The 1,499-nt window shown below is 46.5% G+C and carries 1 protein-coding gene; it reads right to left on the reverse strand.

Annotated elements, in window-relative coordinates:
- A partial coding sequence (locus ACSVDD_RS29870) for an IS110 family RNA-guided transposase (protein WP_510167032.1) occupies nt 1-1,245 on the reverse strand: 1,245 nt, incomplete at its 3' end.
- Between the last annotated feature and the right edge of the window lie 254 nt (nt 1,246-1,499).

Consider the following 1,499-nt stretch of genomic DNA (forward strand, 5'->3'; position numbering starts at 1 on the left):
CATCATTCGCTTTGCGTCAAACGCTTTGTGCTTCGTGCTGATTCCGTGGAGAACTTTTAAGAGTTTCCCGCATAGGACCACGATGGATTGCTTCTTGCGTAACGGATTATCTTTACGATTTGTGTAATACTCATGCAGCCTTCTAAAGGCATCATTATGACGAATCATCGGCATCATCACTCGGAATAGGAGGGCTCGAAGCTTTCTTCTGCCCCGTTTGGAGATTCTCTTCTGTCCTTTGTGCTGGCCGGAGGAATTCTCCCGTAATGTCAATCCCGCTAGTTTGATTAGTTGGCGTGGATCTTCATAGTGAGAAAAGCTTCCGATTTCAGCTAGTAAATCGACAATCGTGGTATCTCCAAGTCCAGGAACCGTTGAGAGCCATTCGTATTCTACTGATGTTTTGATAAGTTCAACCAGGTGCTTCGTAATGCTTTCAATCTCCTGATCCAACTGGTGGTAACGGCGAACGAGAGTGGCGATTTCTATACGGGCCATCTCCCGTCCCTCTGTTACTCCAATCGAGTCCGAAGCGACTTCAATGAGTCGTACTGCTTTCGGCCGTTGAGGGGATTTGAGCCCCTCAACCTGACGGTAAAGTGCTAATACTTCATCTGGCTGTTTCTGTTGAAGGTCAGCCGGAAATGGCGTGCACTCCAATACCGCCAATGCCATCTTTCCGAATGACGGAAAGACCTGGGTGAACTCAGGAAAATAGCGATCGATCCAGCGAATGATCATGTTTTTGACCGACCCCAGTTCCTCGGTCAACTTGCTTCTGAACGTTGAACCCACACGGAGTTCAGCCTCCATATCCTTTAGGATGCGAGGATAACTGAAGCGCCCATCCTTGATTAAGCGCGCGATGACCAGCGCATCCTTGCGGTCATGTTTGGTTGGCAGGTTATCATCCAACTCCTTTGATCGCTTGACGTGCATAGGGTTGGTCATAACCAGGGGAATGCCTCGTTCCTCAAGGAAATAGGCCAGGTTAAGCCAGTAATGGCCCGTTGGTTCAATCCCGACAATGACTTCCGTCTTTTCGTATTCTTTCAAGGCAGCCAAAATACGCTGGTAGAAACTCTCGAAACCCTGGCTGGACTGTAATACCGAGAAAGACTTTCGGAGCACACGCCCACGGTCATCGACAAAGCAGGCGAAATGCTTCCGCTTCGCAATATCGATACCGACAACGAGTGTGTTTTCGGTGACTTGATTTATTTTCTGATTTTGTTTAAAATCCATGTTGGAGTCCTCCTTGGTTAACTAAGTTAGGGGTCATCTCGGTCCGCGATTTGACACCCCGTATCATACCAAGAGGGCTCTTTTTTGTTCAAGTCCCCGAAAATCCTTCTAACAGGAATGCTCCTTTATCATTTGTCTAGGTAGGTCATGCTAATTATATCTCTAATTCCGCTGATTTACCCATACCTTGAATAAGAGAATAAGGTTTTTGCATTTTATGAAATACGTGTAATTTCATAAAAAAAAGAACAGCC

The organism is Azospirillum terrae (assembly GCF_053470425.1).